At 73.1% G+C, this 19,281-nt stretch carries 14 protein-coding genes; 6 read left to right on the top strand and 8 right to left on the bottom strand.

The genetic code is table 11. From position 1 onward, the window contains the following. Positions 1-12 precede the first annotated feature (12 nt). Positions 13-1,563, top strand: a complete 1,551-nt coding sequence (locus AQJ27_RS12280) for a GMC family oxidoreductase (RefSeq protein ID WP_067366248.1) — start codon at positions 13-15, stop codon at positions 1,561-1,563. Here the strand turns inward: AQJ27_RS12280 and AQJ27_RS12275 are convergent. The 4 genes from AQJ27_RS12275 to AQJ27_RS12260 all read right to left on the bottom strand — a co-directional run bounded on the left by AQJ27_RS12275 (position 1,560) and on the right by AQJ27_RS12260 (position 9,751). Next, positions 1,560-6,257 carry a coiled-coil domain-containing protein gene (locus AQJ27_RS12275; protein ID WP_067366245.1) on the bottom strand — a complete coding sequence of 1,566 codons (4,698 nt, stop codon included), beginning with the start codon at positions 6,255-6,257 and terminating at the stop codon, positions 1,560-1,562. The two genes, AQJ27_RS12280 and AQJ27_RS12275, sit on opposite strands and share 4 nt — an antisense overlap. 93 nt (positions 6,258-6,350) lie before the next feature. Next, the gene (locus AQJ27_RS12270) at positions 6,351-7,232 is read right to left on the bottom strand and encodes a hypothetical protein (RefSeq protein WP_067366242.1); all 882 of its coding nucleotides are present in this window, start codon (positions 7,230-7,232) and stop codon (positions 6,351-6,353) included. A 37-nt stretch (positions 7,233-7,269) separates the two neighbouring features. Continuing rightward, the gene (locus tag AQJ27_RS12265) at positions 7,270-8,787 is read right to left on the bottom strand and encodes a hypothetical protein (RefSeq protein ID WP_060902416.1); all 1,518 of its coding nucleotides are present in this window, start codon (positions 8,785-8,787) and stop codon (positions 7,270-7,272) included. Positions 8,788-9,046: 259 nt separating this feature from the next. Then, positions 9,047-9,751, bottom strand: coding sequence for a GntR family transcriptional regulator (locus AQJ27_RS12260; protein WP_067366239.1), 705 nt, complete (start codon positions 9,749-9,751; stop codon positions 9,047-9,049). A 172-nt stretch (positions 9,752-9,923) separates the two neighbouring features. Between AQJ27_RS12260 and AQJ27_RS12255 the strand changes: the two genes are divergently transcribed. Genes AQJ27_RS12255 through AQJ27_RS12235 form a run of 5 tightly spaced genes read left to right on the top strand, consistent with a single transcriptional unit; the run spans position 9,924 to position 14,393 of the window. Then, positions 9,924-11,243 (top strand): MFS transporter, encoded by a 1,320-nt coding sequence (locus AQJ27_RS12255; protein WP_067366237.1) that lies wholly within the window; start codon positions 9,924-9,926, stop codon positions 11,241-11,243. Beyond that, positions 11,240-12,070 carry a putative hydro-lyase gene (locus AQJ27_RS12250; protein WP_067366234.1) on the top strand — a complete coding sequence of 277 codons (831 nt, stop codon included), beginning with the start codon at positions 11,240-11,242 and terminating at the stop codon, positions 12,068-12,070. Before AQJ27_RS12255 ends, AQJ27_RS12250 begins: the two co-directional genes overlap by 4 nt. 30 nt (positions 12,071-12,100) lie before the next feature. Then, positions 12,101-12,859 carry a LamB/YcsF family protein gene (locus tag AQJ27_RS12245; protein ID WP_067366231.1) on the top strand — a complete coding sequence of 253 codons (759 nt, stop codon included), beginning with the start codon at positions 12,101-12,103 and terminating at the stop codon, positions 12,857-12,859. After that, on the top strand, positions 12,856-13,527 hold the full coding sequence (pxpB, locus tag AQJ27_RS12240) for a 5-oxoprolinase subunit PxpB (RefSeq protein WP_067366228.1): 672 nt from the start codon (positions 12,856-12,858) through the stop codon (positions 13,525-13,527). Before AQJ27_RS12245 ends, pxpB begins: the two co-directional genes overlap by 4 nt. Continuing rightward, the gene (locus AQJ27_RS12235; RefSeq protein WP_067366225.1) at positions 13,524-14,393 is read left to right on the top strand and encodes a 5-oxoprolinase subunit C family protein; all 870 of its coding nucleotides are present in this window, start codon (positions 13,524-13,526) and stop codon (positions 14,391-14,393) included. Before pxpB ends, AQJ27_RS12235 begins: the two co-directional genes overlap by 4 nt. Before the next feature lie 27 nt (positions 14,394-14,420). Here AQJ27_RS12235 and AQJ27_RS12230 read toward each other — a convergent pair whose 3' ends face one another. The 4 genes from AQJ27_RS12230 to AQJ27_RS12215 form a co-directional block, all read right to left on the bottom strand. Then, positions 14,421-15,278, bottom strand: coding sequence for an SGNH/GDSL hydrolase family protein (locus AQJ27_RS12230; protein WP_067366222.1), 858 nt, complete (start codon positions 15,276-15,278; stop codon positions 14,421-14,423). Next, positions 15,275-16,429, bottom strand: a complete 1,155-nt coding sequence (locus AQJ27_RS12225) for a glycosyltransferase (protein ID WP_067366219.1) — start codon at positions 16,427-16,429, stop codon at positions 15,275-15,277. The genes AQJ27_RS12230 and AQJ27_RS12225 overlap by 4 nt, the downstream gene beginning before the upstream one ends. Further along, positions 16,426-17,550: a glycosyltransferase family 4 protein gene (locus tag AQJ27_RS12220; RefSeq protein ID WP_067366216.1), complete on the bottom strand. Its 1,125-nt coding sequence runs from the start codon at positions 17,548-17,550 to the stop codon at positions 16,426-16,428. The genes AQJ27_RS12225 and AQJ27_RS12220 overlap by 4 nt, the downstream gene beginning before the upstream one ends. A gap of 139 nt (positions 17,551-17,689) precedes the next feature. Then, positions 17,690-19,108: a HEAT repeat domain-containing protein gene (locus AQJ27_RS12215; protein WP_067366212.1), complete on the bottom strand. Its 1,419-nt coding sequence runs from the start codon at positions 19,106-19,108 to the stop codon at positions 17,690-17,692. Positions 19,109-19,281 lie beyond the last annotated feature (173 nt).

Below are 19,281 nucleotides of genomic sequence, written 5' to 3'. Positions count from 1 at the left end.
GGTCAACTCCCCATGAACGTCGATGAGTTCGACTATGTCGTGGTCGGCGGCGGCACCGCGGGCAACGTGGTCGCGGCCCGGCTCTCCGAGGATCCGTCCGTCACCGTGTGCGTCCTCGAGGCGGGCCCCAGCGATGTCGGCGACGACGACGTCCTGAAGCTGGAACGCTGGATGGGACTGCTGGAGTCCGGATACGACTGGGACTACCCGGTCGAACCGCAGGTCAGCGGCAACAGTTTCATGCGGCATGCCCGCGCGAAGGTGCTCGGCGGCTGTTCCTCGCACAACTCCTGCATCGCCTTCTGGGCACCCGCGGAGGACCTGGACGACTGGGCCGCCGCAGGCTGTACGGGGTGGAGCGCGGCCGAACTCTTCCCGCTCTACCAGCGGTTGGAGTCGAACGACGCTCCCGGCGACCACCACGGCCGCACCGGCCCGGTGAAACTGCGCACGCTGAAGGGCGCGGACCCCTGCGGCTCCGCCCTGCTGGAGGCGTGTGCGCAGGCGGGCATCGCGACCACCGCGTTCAACACCGGCAAGACCGTGGTCCGTGGCGCCAACTGGTTCCAGATCAACTCCGACGAGAACAACATCCGGCAGTCCTCGTCGGTCGCGTATCTGCATCCGGTCATGGACAAGCGGCCGAACCTGGAAGTCCGCACCGGGGTACGGGCCAAGAAGCTCGTGCTCGACGGCCGTCGCTGTGTGGGCGCCGAGTACCTGGACCCGGACCTGATCCACACCCGGACGGTGCGCGCACGCCGCGAGGTGATCGTGTCCTGCGGGTCCATCGACACTCCCAAGCTGCTGATGCTGTCGGGCATCGGGCCCGCCGCGCATCTGCGTGAGGTGGGCGTCGAGGTGGTGGTGGACTCGGCTGGGGTCGGCAAGAACCTCCAGGACCACCCCGAGGGCGTCATCATGTGGGAGGCCAAGCAGCCCATGACCACCACCTCCAGCCAGTGGTGGGAGGCGGGCATCTTCTACGACACCGAACCGGGCCTGGACCGGCCCGACCTGATGTACCACTACGGTTCGGTGCCGTTCGACATGAACACGGCTCGGCACGGGTTCCCGACGTCCGAGAACGCGTTCTGCCTCACACCGAACGTGACGCGCGCGAAGTCACGCGGCACGGTGCGACTGCGCACCCGGGACTACCGGGACAAGCCGATGGTCGATCCGCGTTACTTCACGCACGAACACGACGTGCGCGTGATGACGTACGGGCTGAAGCTGGCGCGGAAGATCGCCTCCCAGCCGGCGCTGAGCGGCTGGGCGGGCGCGGAGCTGGCCCCCGGGCCTGACGTGCGGACGGACGACGAGCTGCTCGACTACATCCACAAGACCCACAACACCGTCTACCACCCGTCCTGCACCGTGAAGATGGGCGCGGACGACGACTCCTCGGCCCCGCTCGACGCGCGGCTGCGGGTCAAGGGGGTCGAGGGGCTGCGGGTCGCGGACGGTTCGGTGATGCCGGATCTCATCTCCGTCAACCCCTGCATCACGACCATGATGATCGGCGAGAAGTGCGCGGATCTCTTGAAGGAGGACCGCTAGGCCCCTTGAGGTGAGGGCCTCTTGAACATCCGCGTCGCCGTGATCTCCGTATGCACGGCTTCGCCGGCGGGAGCCTCTCGCGGCAGTCCCGGCCTGAGGTGTTCCTCCACGCTGATGTACTTCAGCCCGGCGCGCAGGTCGGCGTCGTTGCGCAGGCGGATGACGAGGGGGAACTCGGCGAGCGCGGTCGTGTCGAACAGGCCGGTGGTGTAGAGGAGTTGGACGCCGAGCGCGTCCGAGACGGCCCTCTGCAGCTCCAGCAGGTAGGTCGCGTTGGCCCGTCCGATGGGGTTGTCGAGGAAGAGCGTGCCGGCGTGCCGGTGCTTGTCACGGCCCCGGTCGTTGCTGCGCAGCGCGGCCATCGTGCAGTACAGCGCGATGGCCGCGGTCAGCAGCTGACCGCCGGAGAAGACGTCACCCATCTGCCCGACGGGGACGCGCTCGGCACGCAGTACGGCGTCCGGCTTGAGGATCTCGACGGCGACGCCCTTCGGCTCGAGGGCGGCGCCGACTCCGCGCAGCAGCAGTGACATGCCGTCGCGCCGCATGTCGGAGTTCTTCTTGACCGCCGCGCGGGTGGCCTCGTCGACGACCTCGCCGAGCCGCTCGGCGAGCGTGGCCTGATCGGGCTCCTCGAAGCGGATGCGCAGGAACTCCTGCCCGGACCACTCGCCGAGCCCCTCCGGCAGCCGGGAGAGCCGCTGCGCGGACCGCAGGGTGGCGAGCGAGGACTCCACCAGCCCCCGCAGCCGGTCCACGATCGAGTCCCGGTTGCGCTCCAGCTGCGCCAACTCGTCGGTCAGCACCCGCAGTCGGGGCGCGAAGGCGTCCGCCCACTTCTGGGCGTGTTCGGGCAGCGCGGACGCGGGCAGCTCACGGATCTGCTGCCGGGCAGGGGTGCGCACCTGCTCGTACCGGTTGGAGTTGGCATGCCGTACGAGGATGTCGCTCGCCTCACGCACGGCGCCCTCGGCCGCGGAGAGGTCGGCGGCGCAGCCGCGCAGGGAGCGGCGGGTCTCGGCGGCGGAGTGCCGGGCCTCCTCGAGGGTGCCGGGGTAGGGCTCGGGCTCCTCGTGCTCCTCGTCGGAGTGCTCCCGCAGCAGGTCCCTGAGCAGGGCGGCCGTCTCGTCGAAGCCACCGGCCGCGTCCTCGGCGGCGCGGTGCGCGTCGAGCAGCTCGGCGTGCGCCGCGCGCGCCTGGCTGAGCGCCTCGGCGCGGGAGGCGAGTTCACCGGTGGCCGTACGCAGCAGCGACTGCGCGTGCTCGGCGTCGCGCGGGACCAGCTCCTGCGACAGCTCGGTGTGGGCCTCGCCGTCCTCGGGCGCGTGCCGCTCGGCCTCTCCGCGCAGCCGCCCGAGCTGCTCGCTCGCGGTGGACATACGGGTCTCCAGGAGCTGCACGAGCTCCTCGGCACGCGCGGCGGCGGCCTGCCGGGACGGCCCGTCGGAACCGTCCGGCGCCTGAAGGAGCTGTGCGGCGCGCGTGCGCACCTTGTTGCTGAGCCGGTCCAGCTCTGCCAGGGCCGCGGTCTCGTCGCTCTCGGCGCGGGCCTGCTCGGCGCGCAGATCGGCGCCGACACCGACCTTCTCGTACAGCTGTGACGCGGCCCGGTAGGCCTCACGCAGGGCGGGCAGCGAGGACTTCGCCGTCTCCGACACGTCCTGCGGTACGTCGTCGGGGGCGCCCGCGATCTCGGCGCGCTCGGCGCGCAGCGCGCGGGCCGTGCGGCGGGCGTCGTCGGCGGCACGCTGGGCGGCGCGGCGGTCCTCGTCGGCGGCGCGGGCGCGCTCCAGGCAGACCTGGGCGCGGGCCTCCGACTCGGCGGCCTCGTCGGCGAGTTCGCGCACCTTCACCTGCCAGCCGGCACGTTCGCGCAGGCGGAAGGCGAGTCCGGCGAGCGCGTCGGCCGCGCGCCGGGCGCGCTGGGCGGCGTCCTGGCGCTCGTCGCGCACGAGGGCCGCCTCGGCCGCCGCCTCGTCGGCCTCGGCCCGCACGGTGCGCGCCTCGGCGAGCTCGGCCTCGGCCTCCTCGGCGAACGCGCGCGCGTCCCGGGCGGCCGCGGCCAGTTCGACGAGCCGCCCGGCGGGGCAGCCGGTGCGCCAGGAGGCGAGCCGCGCCGCGAGCTCCCGGTCCTTGCCGAGCCGGGCCGCGAGGATGCGGATCTCCTCGTCCCGCTCGGTCGCTCGGGTGCGCAGTGCCTGCCGTTCCTCGTCGGCGGCGTGCTCGTCGTGCATGGCCGGGTTCGGCGGTACGAGGAAGACGCCGCCGTCGCCCGCGTCGGCGGCCGGGGTCGGGGCGAGCAGCGCGGCGGCCGTGCCGACGGCGACGGCGGAGCGCGGCAGCAGCGCCGCTTCGCTGAGCGCCTCACGGGCCCGCGCGTGGGTGTCCGGGTCGGTGATGATCACGCCGTCGACGAGCTCGGGCCTGGCGGCCAGCACGCGCGCGTGGTCGACGGGGTCGACGGCCTGCGCGAGATAGCGCCAGCCGGGCAGGGCGGGGATGCCGTGCTCACCGAGGTACTCGACCGTGGCCAGCACGTCGGGGCCGGGCGGCAGGAGTCCGCCGTCGCCGAGGGCGCCGAGGATCCGGGCGTCGTCGGCCGCCGCGGTGCGCAGCTCGAAGAGCTGGCGCTCGGCGGAGGCGACTCCGCCGTCGAGCAGCTCGCGCAGTTCGTCGGCGTACTGGTCCAGCTCCTCGGGCGTGAGGGCGCCTTCGGTCTCCGCCCAGACGTCGCCGGAGTTGCCGCGGGCGCCTCGGCCGGTGTCGCCGCCCTTGCCGTGGCCGCTGGAGGCAGCGGCGTCCCCGGCCGCCCGGGGCACCGGTACCCCGCCGTGCCGCGTTCCGGTGGCACCCGGCAGGCTGAGCAGCTCCGCGAGCCGCTCCTCCCCCGCCAGTGCCTCGGCCGTACGGCGTTCGCCGTCGTACGCGCGCTCGGCCGCTGTCGCCGCGTCCGCCGCGCGGGCGGCCGTCAGTTCGGCGCGGGACTCGGCGGAGCCCGCCTCGCGGCCGTGCTCCGAAGCCCGTCGCGAGGCCTCCCGCGCGATGTCCCACGCCGCGACGGCCGTCTTCTCGGCGTCGCTGGCGGCGAGGGCGGCGCGGGCCGGGTCGGCGTCGGGGGCGCTGTCGTCGAGCCAGCCGGCGCGGACCGCCTCGGCGGTCTCCTGCTCGACCTCGCTCAGGCGCTGGCGCAGATGTCCGACCTCGCTGCGGGCGCGCTGGGCGGCGGTGGCCGCGGCGGTCGAGTCGGCGTACGCGGTCTCGCCGACCTCCTGGAGTCCGGCGGAACGCTCCTCTTCCTCGTTGGCGAGCGCCTCGGCGCCGTCGGCGGCGCGGTGCAGCGCGCGGACGAGGTCGACGGCGGCCTTGGCGCGGGCGGCGAGCGCGGGCGCGGCGTCCCGCTCGGCCTCGAGGATCGCGGCGGCCACGCGCGCGGAGCGGTCGGCGGCGGCACGGTGCCTCAGGACGAGCTCGGCGGCCTGCCAGGAGGAGTGCAGGGTGCGCGCGTCGGCCAGTTCGCGCTTCTGGGCGGCCGCCGACTTCTCGGCCCCGGCGAGCGCCAACGACGCGTGCCGGTAGGCGAGTTCGGCGGCGATGAGGGCACTGCGCTCGCGTGCGCCCTCGGCGTGGGTGACGGCGTACGCGGCGGCGGTCACGCGCTGTGCGAGCTCACCGGCGCGGACGCGCTCCCGCACGCCTCGCGCGGACAGTCGCCGGGCCAGGGTGCGGGTACGCCGCTCGGCGCCCGCGTGGATGTCACGCGCGCGTGCCCGTGCCTCGGCGGCCTCGACGATCCGGCCGAGCAGATCCACGGACCCCGCCGTGAAGTCCCGCTCGGCGATCAGCTCGGCGCGTCGCCCCAGCTTGTTGCCGAAGCCGCCGACCAGGTCGGCGAGCCCGTCGGTGTCCCGGGTGTCGGTGACCGCGCGCAGCAGCAGGTCGGTGAAGTCGGAGTCCTTCTTGACCGCGAAGAGACCGGCGGCCTCACCCTCGTCGGCGTTCATCTCCCGCTGGTAGCGGAAGAGTTCGGGGTCGAGGCCGAGGTCCGTCAGATGCTCGTTCCAGCGGTCGTGGATCTCTTCCCAGTGCACCTCGAGGTGCGGATACGCCTTTCCGGCCTCGGTGAGTGCGTCGCGGAAGCCCTTCATGGTGCGCCGCCGCCCCTGCGCGCCGGACGCTCCCTCGACGGGCGGCCGGACGGCGGTCGCCTCGGCGACAGGCAGGTTGTCCAGGCTCAGGCCGGGACCGGGCCGGAAGGAGTACCAGGCTTCGGCGAACTTCCGCGGGTCGTTGGAGACCTGCCGTCCCCGCCACTCGCTGGCCTTGCCGACCACGACGCACTCGCCGGTCAGCGTGTGCTGCCACTCCAGCGCGACATGACCGCAGTCGTCGGCGAGCAGGAACTTGCGCAGCACACCGGAGCTGGCGCCGCCCAGGGTGTTGCGGTGGCCCGGCAGCATCACCGAGAAGATCAGCTTGAGCAGCACCGACTTGCCGCCGCCGTTCTCCAGGAAGAGCACGCCCGCGGGCGCGGGCCGCCGCGGCGGCCCGACGGGCTCCTCCTCGAAGAACTCCGCCTGGGTGGGGGCGGGGTCGGGCACGGGCTCGCCGACACCCCTCAGGTCAAGGACGGTGTCGGCATAGCGCGCGCCAGCAGGCCCGATGGAGTAGAGGCGGACCCGGGACAGCTCGTACATGGCGGCGGACTCTCGTAGTAAGTCTTCGGATACGTAGGGGAGATACGCGGGGGAGATACGCGGGTGGATTGCGGGGGAGATACGCGGGTGGGTTCAGGAGTGGAACGGCAGGCCTGCGTCGGCCACCAGCTCCAGGTCGTCGGTGTGCTCGGCGGGCAGCAGCGTCGGGGTGCCGTCGGTCACCGGGACGACGCCCAGCTCGAGGAGCTCGGCCATCGCGGCGCTGCCCGCCATGTCCCGCACCTGGAGCTGATAGCGGGCCGTCGTCCGGTACGTCCCCCCGGAGTCGTCCCCGGTCCGCTGGAGGAATCCGGAGTCGGTGAGGAAGGCGACGGCCTTGCCGATGATGCCCGTGGTCGAACCGGACAGTCTTCGCGCGTCCTTGGTGGCGCCGGTGGAGCTGCGCCGCGCCCAGATCCGCCAGGCCGCCTCCAGGCCGGGCGCCTCGGTCGCCGGATCGGTGTTCTCGCCCTGCTCCTCGGCCCGCTCCTCCAGACGGCGGCAGGCCTGTCGTACGAACGCGTCGACGCCGTTGACCGAGACACGCCCGATGTACCCGTCGTCCGCGAGGTCCTCGGGGCGTGGGAAGGCCATCGCGGCGACGGCGAGGTGGGCGAGGCCGTGCAGGAAGCGGTCCGCGGAGTCGGCCGAGGTGCGACGGGCGTAGTCGCCCATCCGGACGGCGAACACCGAGTCCTCGGCGGCCGTCACGGCCATTCCCGCGCGCGGGGACACCTCCAGCACGACGAGCCCGAGCCCGGCGGCCACGGCGTCGGCGAGCCGGGCGAACGCCGGGTCCTCTCGGTACCGCCGCAACAGCTCCGCGTACTCCTGGTCCCGCGCGGGCTGCAGTTTGGGCTGGAGCCCGAAGGCGACGAGCCGCGCCGCGTCGGCGGCGTCGGCGGGTGTGACGGGAGCGTTCGCCGGCGCGGCGACGGCATCCGGCTCACTCCACTCGACGTGCTGCTCGGTCACGACAGAAGCTCCTTGTACAGAGTTACGAGGCTGGGATTCACGACCGATCCGCCGCCATCCCCGCCGCGTCCAGCAAAGCCATCCCCACTATCAGATCGGCCCCGCCGAACTCGGGATCGTCCAGCTCCACCCCGTCATCGACGGCGAACAACAGCTTCTCCTCGCCCTGCCGATACGCGGTACCGACCGGTGGACTGGCCGCGTGCACGGCCAACAGGGCGACGAGGTAGGGAAGTTCGGGATCCCGGCGGCGCGCTTCGGCCAGCAGCCCGGACAGCCGTCGCGGCGCGTCCGCCGGCAGATCCAGCAGCTCCATGGCGGAGGCGAGCTGCTCCTCACTGAACCGACTGTCGTCCGGCGTGGCGATCAGGTCCGGCTCGGGCATCTCCGCACCGAGGTGCTCCCGCTCCAGGGGCGGCGTCAGCAGGAGCTCGACAAGATCCCCCACCCGTACGGCCACCGGCGTACGCAGCCCCGTCCCGCGCGCGAAGAACGCGTCCGTCACGCGCCGGGCCTGTGCGACGGGCAGCGGCAGCACGGGCGCGACGAGGTGGCCGTAGAGGTCGATCCCCGAGGTCGTCATGGGTGTGGCGAAGGCCTGCCGGTCCTGCTCGGCGCGGAACAGGGGCCCGGCCTCCAGGAGCCGGGACTGCAACTGCGTATGCCGTCGGATGCAGTCCTTGACGATGTCGACGAGCTCGGCGGCGCGGCGCTTCTGCTCGGGGTCCTCGGACTCGTCGCGGGCCTTGCGGATGTTGGTGAGGATCGCGTTCTCGTGGCGGTACCGGTCGGCGACGTGGTCGAGCGCCTCGGCGATCATGTCGGGCACGGCCTGGAGCCAGTCGACGGCCCGCACATTGCGCCGGGTCGCGTCGAGCGCCCTGCGGAGGGTCTCCGAGTACTGCACGGTCCGGTACCGGGCCTGCTCGGCGGCGAGCTGGGCGTCGGCGAGGCGGCCGCGGCTGATCAGCACCTCGAGCTTGACCTCGGCGGCGATCTGCGCGCTGGTGACGTCGGTGTCGAGGGCGCCGACGAGGACGTTGACCGCCTCGTCCGTCGTACGGAGGTAGACGGTCCCCCCGTACCCGGGCACCTCCTCGATCAGCTTGAAGTCGTAGTCGCGGCGCACATAGGAGCCGTCGGGGGCGAAGGTGCCGTATACGGCCCGGAAGCCACGGTCGACGCTGCCGACGTTGATCAGGTTCTCCAGGACCCACCTGGCCACGCGCTCGTGCTCGGCGACAGGGCGCTGCGGGGCCTGCGCGGCGATACGCGGGATGAGCCGGGCCACTATCTGGTCGTGGTCGGCGCCCGTGTCGAAGTCCATGTTCAGTGTGACGAGGTCGATGGCGGCGAGGGCCACCTCGGCCATCCCGTACACCGTGTACTCGCCCGCGAGATTCGCCTTGCGCACATCGAGGTCGTGCAGCGGCGCGGTGCATGCGAGCGCGCGCAGCCGCCGCGCCAGGCCCTCGTCGGCGGCCGGGCCCGGAGCGGGGCGCGGCCCCGCGCTGAGCTGGGGCGGAACGCTGTCCGTCGATGCAGGCGAAGTCACGGTGCACAGACTAGGTCCTCGGTCTGACAACGGTCGAAACGACGCAGAAGCGACCGCCGTCACACCGGTCCCACACCGCACGTCACACCGGCTCCACGCAGCACGTCACGCGGGTTCCGCGCCGCATGCCACACCGGCTTCACCCCGCACGTCACACCGGCTCCACGCAGCGCCTCGCGAGAGCAGCGGCGACAGCAGCGGAGCGAACCGCCGCGGCCGTCCCCGAGAACCACGACCCGGCTCAGCCGATCCCCCCGGCTCAGCCGATCCCCTGCGCCCCGTCGGCGACCCGCCGCGCATAGGCGTCCACGACCCCTGTGAGCGAGTCGTCGAGATAGACCGCGAGCAGTTGCTCGGCCCTGTCTCGGTCGCCTGCCTGGAGCGTCTCGAGGATCTCATGGTTGCGCGCGAGGTACGGCTCGTGGAGTCGCCGCGGGTCGGCCACCACATGGAAGGCGAGGCGCAGTTCGGCGAAGACGCTGCGCATCAGTTCGTCGGTGCGGTCGCTCCCGGCGAGCGCCACCAGTTCCCGGTGGAAGTGGATGTTGGCCGTACCCACTCCTTTCCAGTCACCTTCGCGCCCCGCCCGCTGCCCGTCGGCGACGGCCTGGGCGAGGTCGTCCACGGCGTACGGCGGCTCGCCGAGGCCACGGACCACGGCGCACTCGACGAGGGTGCGGGTGCGGTAGATGTCCTCGACGTCCTCGATGGTCAGCACCCGCACGAAGACCCCGCGGTTGAGCTCGTGCACCAGGAGTCGTTCGTGCGTGAGCAGCCGGAACGCCTCGCGCAGCGTGTTGCGGGAGACGCCGAGCGCCCCGCCGATGCTGTCCTCGGACAGCCGTGTCCCGGGCGGGAAGTACCCCTCGGCGATACGGCTCCTGAGGATGTCCGAGACCCGCTCGGCGGTGCTGGTGCGGCCCAGCAGGGCGCGATCGTCGGCCAGTCCCGTCAGCTCTGCCATGCCCGGAATTCAATCGCAGAAATAAGAACGAAACAACACGGGTATTGAGGGATCGTTCAACGATCCTCTACCTTGCTACACACGGCGCCACCCGCTCACCCGAGCGCCGACGGCTTCCGCACGGCACAGCTCAGTCCTCAAGCACCCTCCGTCCTCCCACTGCGAGGTGCCCATGAGCACGACCCCACCACCACAGGCCCTGACCACCGGCGCACACCCCGGAACGGACGAACTCACCCCGGACGAAGGCGCGTTGGGCTGGCTGTGCGCCCTCGGGCCGCAGGGCCGCAGGGCCTTCGCCGGCGCGTTCGGCGGCTATGCCCTGGACTCGTACGACTACTTCACGCTGCCGCTGAGCATGGTCGCGCTGGCGGCGTACTTCGGCCTGGACAGCGGCCAGACCGGTCTGTTCACCACCGTCACGCTGGTCGTCTCGGCGATCGGCGGCGCGATCGCGGGTGTGGTCGCGGACCGGATCGGACGCGTCAAGGCACTGATGATCACCGTGATCACGTACGCGGTGTTCACGGTGGCCTGCGGTTTCGCGCCCAACTACGAGACGCTGCTGGTTTTCCGTGCCCTTCAGGGCCTCGGGTTCGGCGGTGAGTGGGCGGTCGGCGCGATCCTCGTCGCCGAGTACTCGAGCGCCCGGCACCGGGGGCGCACACTCGGCGCGATCCAGAGCTCCTGGGCCGTCGGCTGGGGGCTGGCGGTGATCGTCTACACCCTGGTCTTCCAGTTCCTCGGCGACGACCTCGCCTGGCGCGTGATGTTCTGGACCGGCGCGCTGCCCGCACTGCTCGTCGTGTGGGTGCGGCGCCGGGTGCAGGACGCCCCGGAGGCGGCCGCCGTGCGCGAGAAGAGCGCCGAGAAGGGCTCGTTCGTCGCGATCTTCAAGCCCGCCTCGGCCGACGGCCCCGGCCTGCTGCGCACCACCTTCTTCGCGGTCCTGCTCTCCACCGGCGTCCAGGGCGGCTACTACACGCTGGCCACCTGGGTGCCCACGTACCTGAAGACGGAGCGCGGTCTGTCCGTCGTCGGCACCGGCAGCTACCTCACGTTCCTGATCTCCGGGGCCTTCCTCGGCTACCTCACCGGCGGCTACCTCACCGACAAACTGGGCCGCAAACGGAACATCCTGCTCTTCGCGATCCTCTCCGCGGCCTGCATCCTCACCTACGCCAACATCCCGAGCGGCGCCAACACGCTTCTCCTTGTGCTCGGTTTCCCGCTCGGCTTCTGCATGTCGGCGATCTTCAGCGGGTTCGGCTCCTTCCTCAGCGAGCTGTACCCGTCGGCGGTGCGCGGCACGGGGCAGGGCTTCACGTACAACACCGGGCGTGCCGTGGGAGCCGCCTTCCCCACCACCGTCGGCTTCCTGGCCGACAGCTGGGGTGTGGGCGGCGCTCTGGTCTTCGGCGCGATCGGCTACGCCCTCGCCGCCCTGGCACTGATCGGACTCCCCGAGACGCGTGGGAAGGAACTGCGGTGAAGCACACTCTCCAGGAACGCCCTTCGAGCCTCCTCCACATCGACGGCCATGCGCACCGGTGGACCCCCAAGGAGGCGCGCGCCAAGTTCCGTTCGGGTGTGTCCGGCCCCACCGCCGGAGTCGCCACCGGCCACACCCAGGCGAACCTGATCTCGGTGCCCGCCGACTGGGCGTACGAGATGCTGCTGTTCTGCACGCGCAACCCGAAGTCCTGCCCGGTCCTCGACGTCACGGACGCCGGCTCCTGGACCACCCCGCTCGCCCAGGGCGCGGATCTGCGCACGGACCTGCCGCGCTACCGGGTGTGGGAGCACGGCGAGTTGGTCGACGAGCCGACGGACGTGATCGACCGCTGGCGCGACGACCTGGTGTCGTTCATCATCGGATGCAGCTTCACCTTCGAGTGGGCGCTGACCGAGGCGGGCGTCCCGATGCGCCACATCGAGCAGGGCCGCAATGTCTCCATGTACGTGACGGAGCGCGAGTGCCGCCCCGCCGGGCGACTGCACGGACCGATGGTGGTGTCGATGCGCCCGGTCCCTCCCGAGCATGTGGCCGCGGCGATCAGGGAGAGCAGCCTGCTGCCCGCCGTGCACGGCAGCCCGGTGCACTGCGGCGAGCCGTCGGGGCTGGGCATCGAGGATCTCTCGCGCCCCGACTTCGGCGACGCGGTGGACGCCGAGCCGGACGACATCCCGGTGTTCTGGGCCTGCGGAGTGACTCCCCAGGCGGCCGTGATGGCGTCCCGCCCGCCCTTCGCCATCACCCACGCACCGGGCCAGATGTTCCTCACCGACGCCCGCGACGAGCAGTACCGCGTGGCCTGAGAACGACCTACGAAGGAGAGACCGCACCTCATGACCCCGATCGACCTCAACGCCGACCTCGGCGAGGGCTTCGGCCGCTGGCGGCTGACCGACGACGAACAACTGCTGTCCGTCGTCACCAGCGCCAATGTGGCCTGCGGCTTCCACGCCGGGGACGCGGCCACCATGCGGCGGGTGTGCGAGCTGGCGGCAGAACGGGGTGTGCGGATCGGCGCCCAGGTCTCCTACCGCGACCTGGCGGGCTTCGGGCGGCGCGCGATGGACGTGCCGCCCGACGAGCTGGCGGCCGAAGTGGCTTACCAGATCGGCGCCTTGGAGGTCTTCGCACGCGCGGCCGGGGCGTGCGTGTCGTACGTGAAACCGCACGGCGCGCTCTACAACCGCGTCGTGCACGACGAGGAGCAGGCGGCGGCGGTCGTCGAGGGCGTGCTGCTCGCGGACGCCGCCCTGCCCGTCCTCGGTCTCCCGTCCTCCCGGTTCCTGAAGCTGGCCGAGCAGGCCGGACTGCCCACCGCCACGGAGGCGTTCGCGGACCGTGCCTACACCGAGCAGGGCACCCTGGTGCCCCGCAGCCAGGCCGACGCGGTGATCACGGACGCCGAGACGGTCGTCGAGCGCTCGCTGGGCCTGGCCCGCTTCGGCATGGTCACGTCGCACTCCGGGGCGCGCATCCCGGTCCGCGCCCGCTCCTTGTGCCTGCACGGCGACACCCCCGGCGCGGTGGACCTGGCACGTCGGGTCCGCGCGCGTCTGGAGTCCTCGGGCGTCCACGTGAAGGCCTTCGTATGAAGGCTGTTCCGGCCGCCCACGACACGCAGGCGTCCGCGGCGACCGGTGGCACGAGGGCGCTGCCGGTCGGAGACCACGCCCTGCTCGTCGAGGTCTCCTCGGTCGCGGCGGCCCAGGCCCTGCACGCCGAACTGCTGCGCCGCCGCGCCGAGGGCTCGCTCTCGGCCGCGGAGATCGTCCCCGCGGCCCGCACGGTCCTCCTGGACGGTCTGGAGGACCCCCGGCGGCTGGCGGAGCAGCTCCCCGGGTGGGAGATCCCACCGCACACCGCGCGCGCGGAGGAGGCGATCGAGATCCCCGTACGGTACGACGGTCCCGATCTGGCGGATGTCGCGGCTCTGTGGGCAGTGCCCGAGCACGAGGTGCCCGCGATCCACTCGGCGGCCGAGTTCCGTGTCGCCTTCTGCGGGTTCGCGCCCGGCTTCGGCTATCTCACGGGACTGCCGGCCCGGTACGACGTGCCGCGCCGGGCGACTCCACGGACGGCGGTTCCGGCGGGTTCCGTGGCGCTCGCGGGCCCGTACACGGGCGTCTACCCACGCTCCTCGCCGGGCGGCTGGCAGCTGATCGGCACGACGGACGCGGTGCTGTGGGACCACGCGCGCGTGCCGGCCGCGCTGCTCGCCCCGGGGACGCGTGTCCGGTTCGTACCGGTGGGGTGCTCATGACCGACCGGGCCCTCGCCGTCGTGCGCGCCGGGGCCCTGACCACCGTCCAGGACCAGGGCCGCCCCGGTCACGCCCACCTCGGCGTACCCCGCTCCGGCGCGCTGGACGCGCCCGCCGCGGCGCTGGCCAACCGGCTCGTCGGCAACCCCGTCGAGGCGGCCGTACTGGAGACGACGCTCAACGGTTGCACCGTGCGTCCGCGTTCGGTGGTCACCGTGGCCGTCACGGGCGCGCCCTGCCCGGTCACGGTGGGCGGTCGTCCGGCGCCCTGGGGAGCGCCCGTGCGCGTCCCCGCCGGAGCGCTGCTGGACATCGGCCCGGCCCGCGCGGGGGTACGCAGTTATGTGGCCGTCGCGGGCGGAGTGGCCGTGGATCCGGTCCTCGGCAGCCGCTCCACGGACCTCCTCTCGGGGCTCGGTCCGCCGCCGCTCACGGACGGCACGGTGCTGCCTCTGGGGCGCCCCGACGGCGTGCACACGCGTGTGGACGTGGTTCCGCATCCGGGGCCGCCCTCGGAGCTGGTCCTGCGGGTGACACCGGGCCCGCGCGACGACTGGTTCACGGCCTCGGCCCTGCGGACCCTGGCGACGGGCACCTATCGGGTGTCCTCCGCGAGCAACCGCATAGGGCTGCGTACGGACGGGCCCTCACTGGAGAGGGCCGTTTCCGGTGAACTCCCCAGTGAGGGCATGGTGCTGGGTGCCGTGCAGGTGCCGCCCGACGGCAGACCGGTCGTCTTCCTCGCCGACCATCCGACCACCGGGGGGTACCCGGTGATCGCGGTGGTCCGTGGCGCCGACCTCCCCGCGGCCGCTCAGGCGGTCCCGGGCACGCCGGTGCGCTTCATGGTCGTCCGCCGCCGGTGACGGGCTCCGGCCCACCGCCTCGAACCGTCATGCCGCGTCCGGCTGTTCCGCCACCGACAGGGCGGCCAGCGCGGACGCCACGGCGTGCGAGGCGCTGAGGTCGAGCCGGGCGCTGGTGCCGCGCGCCCGGTGGCGCACCTCGGCGGCGGCCAGGGTGAGCAGTTGCGGCAGCAGGTCGGTGCACCGCCGGGCCACCCACCCCGTCCCCGCGGTGGCCAGCCACCACAGACTGGCCGACCGTGTGGGCGCGGGGAACTCCGGCTCGGCGGAGGGGGTGTCCCCGGTGGCGATGCCCTCCTGTTCGAGCAGCGCGTGGAAGCGCAGGGCGAGTTGCCGGTGCCCCCGCTCCCCCGGGTGCAGCCGGTCCGCGCTCCACATCGCGCGGTCCGTGAGCCAGGCGCCCTCCGCCGCGTGCAGATGCACGGCTCCATGGCGCTCGGACAGGGCGTGCACGACCGTGTTGACGGCCCGCTGCCGCCGGGCCAGGGGCCTGGCCAGCACCCCCGGCAGCCCGAGCATCGCGCCGGGATCCGGCAGGCAGGCGGTCAGCAGGACGGCGCCCTGGGCCCGGAACGCCGCGTACACCTGGTCGAGCCGCGCGGCCACGGCGTGGATGTCGAAGGTGCAGCGAAGGGTGTCGTTCACACCGATCACGACGGACACCACGTCCGGACCCAGGGCCAGCGCCGCCGGAGTCTGCCGTTCCAGGACGTCGCGCGTCTGGGCCCCGCTCACCGCGAGGTTGGTGAACTCCACGGACGTGTCCGGGCCGTCGGACAGCCCGTCGACGAGCAGCGCGGCCCAGCCCCGCCAGGCCTCGCCGACGGGGTCTCCCACGCCCTCGGTCAGCGAGTCACCGAGGGCGACGAACCGAAGGGGTCTCATCCGACGCCCTCCTGGAGGCGGGGCCGGGACTCGACCACCGCGTCGTGCGCGGCGAGGAACGCCTCCACGGCGGTGCCCCAGCCGAAACACTCCGCACGCGCGCGTGCGGCTTCCCTGCGCGCGGCCTCGGGGCGCCCCAGGAGCAGGCGTACCGCGTCCGCGAAGGAGTCCCCGCTGTCCGCGGCGGTGGTTCCGGCGGACCCGACCACCTCCGGCAGCGCCGACACCGCGCTGGCCACCACGGGCGTACCGCAGGCCATCGCCTCCAGGGCGGCCAGCCCGAACGTCTCGGCGGGCCCCGGGGCCATGCACACGTCGGCGGAGGCCTGCAACGCGCCGAGCAGCGCGCGGTCGGCGACATGCCCGAGGAAGGTGACGGGCAGCCGCCGCTCCCGGGCCCGCTGTTCGAGCCGGGCCCGCAGCGGCCCGTCCCCGGCGACGACGAGCACGGCACGCTCGCCGCGCCGCAGCAGCGCCTCCAGCGCGTCGAGGGCCGTACCGGGCCGCTTCTCGACGGACAGCCGGGAGCACATCACGAGCAGCACCTCGTCCGCGCGCGCGTACCGCTCGCGCACCTCGCGATCGCGCAGCCCGGGGTGCCGGCCGACCAGGTCGACGCCCAGTGGGGCCCGTACGACATTGCGGGCCCCGATGCGGACGAACTCGCGCTCCGCGAACTCCGTGGTGCACACGACCCGCGCGTAGGTGTGCGCCGTACGGATGTTGAGGGCGTCGGCGGCCTTGCGGGCCATCCCCTCGGAGAGCCCCCAGGTCCGCAGCACGCCGTCGGCGGTCTCGTGGGAGACCATGACCGCGGGCACCCGGGCGCGCCGCGCCCAGACCCCGGTCCAGCGCAGAGTGGTCCGGTCGGAGACCTCGAGGCGGTCGGGCGCGAGCGACTCCAGGACGCGGGCGACCCGCCGCTTGTCCGTGAGGACGCGATAGCCGCCGGTTCCGGGCAGCAGCGGACCGGGCAGCGTGATGACCCGCCCCTGTTCGGTCTCGCGGTCGGTGGCACGCTCGCCGGGGACGATGAGCACGGGCTCGTGTCCGGCGGCCAGGTAGCCGCTGCCGAGCTCCCGCAGGGCGGTGCGCAGACCGCCCGACGCGGGGGCGACGAAGTTGGCCAGCCGTACGATGCGCAGGCTCATGCCGCCACCACCGTCCGCGCGGTGAGCACGTCGGCGTAGTGGTCGATGAGCTGATCGCCGACGGCCGCCCAGGTGCGGCCCTCGACAGTGGCCCGCCCGGCGGCGCCGTAGGCCGCTCGCAGCGCCGGATCGGCGGCGAGCGCCCCCACCGCGTCGCGCACGGCGGCCTCGTCGCGGGGCGGCACCAGCAGCCCCGTACGGCCGTGTGCGACCAGGTCCAGCGGTCCGCCCGCGGCGGGTGCGACGACCGGTACGCCGCTGGCCATGGCCTCCTGGACGGTCTGGCAGAAGGTCTCGAAGGGGCCGGTGTGCGCGAAGACGTCCAGGGAGGCGAAGATCCGGGCGAGTTCGTCGCCGGTGCGACGCCCGAGGAAGACGGCGCCGGGGAGCGCCTCGCGCAGGGTCGTCTCGCTGGGCCCGTCGCCCACGATCACGACGCGTACGCCTTCCAGGCCGCAGGCTCCGGCGAGCAGTTCGACCTGCTTCTCGGGGGCGAGCCGGCCGACGTAGCCGACGATCAGCTCACCGTTCGGCGCCAGTTCGCGCCTGAGGGCCTCGTCCCGGTGCTCGGGACGGAAGCGGACGGTGTCCACACCGCGCGGCCACAGCCGCACCCGGGGCACACCGTGTGCCTCCAGGTCGTGCAGGGCCGCGCTGGACGGGGCGAGCGTCCGGTCGGCGGCGGCGTGGACGGAGCGGATGCGCCGCCAGGCGGTGGCTTCGCCCGCACCCACGTACGTACGGGCGTAACCGGCGAGGTCGGTCTGGTAGACGGCGACGGCGGGGACGCCGAGCCGGGCGGCGGCCGCCATGCCGCGAACGCCGAGGATGAAGGGACTGGCCAGGTGGACGATGTCGGCGCGGTGTTCGGTGATCGCGGCGGCTACGCGTCGGCTGGGGAGAGCGACGCGGACCTGGGGGTAGCCGGGGAGCGGTAGGGAGGGGACACGGACGACGGGGCACGGCGCGAGGGCGTCGGGCCCGTGCCCGGCCGCCGTGGCCGGGGCGACGACGAGGGGAGCGTGACCGCGATCGACGAGGTGCCGGGCGGTCTGGAGCGCGCAGTGGGCCACGCCGTTCACATCGGGGGGAAAGGATTCGGTCACGATGACGACACGCATACCCGTGTTGTCGCCGTGCCGGACGTGGCCGCGTCAACGTCGATCTTTCCTACCGGGGAACGCCCCGTGAGCGTTGTACTGCACGCTTTTCCAGGTCAGCCCGCGGCCACGCCCTCCTGACCCGCGAGTCACTTCATGTTCATACTGCGGGTGCGTCGGGCCCGATCCGGCTGCGAACGGCTGTCTGTACTTCCGCTTCCTCGGCCGGATCCGACGCCAGCCGCCGCAACTGATCGACGACGCGCGCGTCACCGGTTTCGGCGTGCCGAGCGGCCACCTCGCGGGTCGACTCCTCGCAGTCCCACAGGCACTCGACGGCGAAGCCGGCGGGGAAGGAGGGGTCGGTGGCGGCGAGGGCGCGGGCGGCTCGCCCGCGCAGATGGGAGGACGCCGTCTCCCGGTAGACATGGCGCAGGACGGGTGCGGCGCAGACGATGCCGAGGCGTCCGGCTCCGTCGACGAGGGTCCAGAGTGTGGGTGCGTCGGGACCTTCGCCGCGTACGGCCTCACGTAGGGCGCCCAGCACCAGTTCGCTGTCCTTGGTGCCGCCCCGGCAGGCGAGCATCCGTCCCGCGGCGGCGCCGAGGGCGTCGGGCCGCTCGGCCCACCGTCGGGCCCGCTCGACGGCGGCGACACTGCGCATACGTTCGAACGCGTCGACGGCGGCCTCCGCGACGGTCACCGTGCCGCCGGTCGCCGCGGCCTCGATCAGATCGAGAGCGTCCGGATCGTTGCTGTCGGCGAGATAGCGCAGGGCGGTACAGCGGGCTCCGTCGCCGCCGTCCCGGGCGGCCTGGAGAATCTCGGGCCTGTCCTCGGGGCCCGCGACGGCCGTGAGGCAGCGCGCGGCCGGCACATGGAGTGCGGCTCCGCGGTCGAGGCCCTGCTGGGCCCACTCGAACACGGCCCGCACGCTCCACCCCGGGCGAGGTCCGGTGGGGCGCAGTTGCCGTTGCCATCGGTCGAAGGAGCCCTGTTCCTGGGCGGCCCGCACACGCTTGGCGATGGATTCGCGGGAGTCGTCCGCCCACAGCCGCCAGGGCCGGGGCTCGAAGGCGTCGCGCACCTGGGCGACGAGCGCGGCCTCGCCCTCCGGATCGGCCGGGAAGCGGGCGAGGACGGGCACGGCGAGGGCGCGCAGTCCCGCGTCGTCGTCGCGCAGGGCCAGCTCGTCCAGGGCCCAGGCCCAGTTGCTGCCCGAGGCGGCGTACCTGCGCAGCAGTTCCAGGGCGTCCCGCCTGCCGTACGAGGCGAGGTGGCCGAGGACCGCGAGGGCGAGCCCCGTGCGTGACTCGCAGTCGTCGAGGATGTCCTCGGCGTCGAAGAGGTGCCGCTCGATCTCGTCGAGCTCACCGCTCAGATCGAGGTAGAGACGGGCGTAGTACAGGGAGCGGTTCTCCACCTGCCAGTCGTGGCGGGGATCGCGCAGCACACAGTGGTTCAGTGCCGCGAGCGCTTCGGCTCGCGGTGCGGTGAGCGCGTGCAGCGTGCCGTCGCCGCGGCCCCTCTGAAGCAGGCCGAGCAGCGTACCGCTGGGCGCTATGACCGGATCGAACATGGGAAACAGCCTCACATCAAGCGTCGACGCAACCGGGATCCTGCATTACCTGGCCGCGTGACAACACGTCGGAGCGCCCGCCGTTTCTTGCTTGCTGTAGACCATCTTCCTCTGCCTCTCGTCGGTGGCCCATACGGGCCGCGTCACGGCCCGCGCGGTGCGGCAACACCTGC

It is taken from the genome of Streptomyces olivochromogenes (assembly GCF_001514115.1).
Classification (GTDB): Bacteria; Actinomycetota; Actinomycetes; order Streptomycetales; family Streptomycetaceae; genus Streptomyces; species Streptomyces olivochromogenes.
This window is presented reverse-complemented; position numbering and strand designations above follow the sequence as displayed.